The 1,763-nt window shown below is 67.0% G+C and carries 1 protein-coding gene; it reads left to right on the top strand.

Annotation, left to right across the window (positions count from 1 at the left end):
* The first annotated feature begins 59 nt into the window (after nucleotides 1–59).
* Entirely contained in the window at nucleotides 60–1,760 is a 1,701-nt protein-coding gene (locus ACZ3YL_RS42420) for an ISAzo13 family transposase (protein WP_465663197.1), read from the top strand.
* Nucleotides 1,761–1,763: the final 3 nt, after the last annotated feature.

The following is a 1,763-nucleotide window of genomic DNA, read 5'->3' as shown; positions in this document are numbered from 1 at the left end:
AAGGAAACAACTGACGGTTTCGGGCTAACTTCTCGGATCGGCATGGTAGATGAGCTGCTGTGGCAATCCCGAATGATGTCCTGGCGGTGTTGGATGCGAAGTTCGCGGCGGTGTTGCCGCATCTGGACGAGCGGCAGCGCCGCTTGTACCTCGCCTCGGAGGCCGAGGCTCTGGGGCATGGGGGGATCGCAGCCGTAGCCAGGCTGACGGAGGTGTCGGAATCGACCATCGCCCGGGGATGCGAGGAGCTCGCGGGCGGGGCGGACGTCCTGGGACGGGTGCGCCGACCCGGCGGCGGGCGCAAGTCTGTCGCTGAACGCGATCCTGATCTGGTGGCGGCGCTGGAGTCGTTGATCGAGCCGCGGGAGGTGGGCGACCCGGTCTCGCCGCTGCGCTGGACCACCGCGTCGCTTCGGGACCTGGCCCGGGAGTTGACTGAGGCAGGGCATCCGGTCAGCGCCCCGGTGGTGGGCGACCTGCTGCGCGGGTTGGGCTTCAGCCTGCAGGGCATGGCCAAGATCCGGGCCGGCAGCCACGTGCCCGACCGGGACGCTCAGTTCCGGCACATCAACACCGCCGTCGAGCGCTTCCTGGAGCAGGGCCTGCCGGTGGTGAGCGTGGACGCGAAGAAGAAGGAGCCGATCGGCGACTTCGCTCGCTCTGGCCGCACCTGGCGTCCCAAAGGCGGGCCGATCACCGCCCCGGACCACGACTTCCTAGAGTTGGACACACCGATCGCCATCCCCTACGGCGTCTACGACCTGGGACGCGACACCGGCTGGGTCAACGTGGGCACCGACCGCAACACCGCTGCCTTCGCCGTGGAGTGCCTGCGCCGCTGGTGGAACCACCAAGGGCGTTCCGACTACCCCGATGCCACCCGCCTGCTGGTCACCGCCGACTCCGGAGGAGCCAACTCAGCCGACTCCCACCTCTTCAAGAACGACCTGGCCTCCTTCGCCGACGAGTCGGGACTGAGCATCACCGTCATGCACTTCCCGCCCGCGACTTCAAAATGGAACAAGGTCGAACACCGACTGTTCTCCCGGATCACCCATAGCCTGCGCGGCCGGCCGCTGACCAGCTACGAAGTACTACTCCAGACCATCGCGGCCACCCGCACCAGCACCGGTCTGACCGTCCAGGCCGTCCTCGACGACAACGAGTACCCCACCGGCCGGACGCTCACCAAGGCCGAGCGCGCACTGATCCTGCAGCGTGTCGAACGCGACGGCTTTCACGGCGAGTGGAACTACACCATTGCCCCGTGCGACCCCGGACAGGTACCGCCGATCGAGCCGGAACAGGCGAAGGCACCGCCGATTCCAGCCGAGGCCACCTTCCTGCTCACTCATCCGGCCCTGACCGGCATGTCCCGCGAGCAGTTCGACCAGCTCGTGGAAGAACTCGAGCCCTTCCGCCGGGTCCTGGCAGAGACCGAGCGCGAGAAGAGGAAGGGCATCAACCGGCGCGGATACAACCCCGGGGTCGGCTTCGTCGACCACCTCCACCACGTACTGGTCGCCGTCCTGCACCACCGCAACACCGTCACCCTGACCCTGGCCGCCCAACTTCTCGGTCGAGTACCCACGAGCCTGAACTACCACGCACACCGCACCAAGCCACTGCTCGCCTTCGCCACCCCAGGCATCGCCGCAGCCCTGGCCCATCCCCGACGGACCCACCCACCCCGCACGATCGACGCCCTCCAGAATGCGATCGCACAGTACGAAGACGAGATCAAATCAGGCAGTAGATAATTG

The organism is Kitasatospora sp. NPDC023176 (assembly GCF_055560495.1).
Note: the sequence above shows the minus strand (reverse complement) of the source record. Positions and strands in the feature narration are given on the sequence as shown.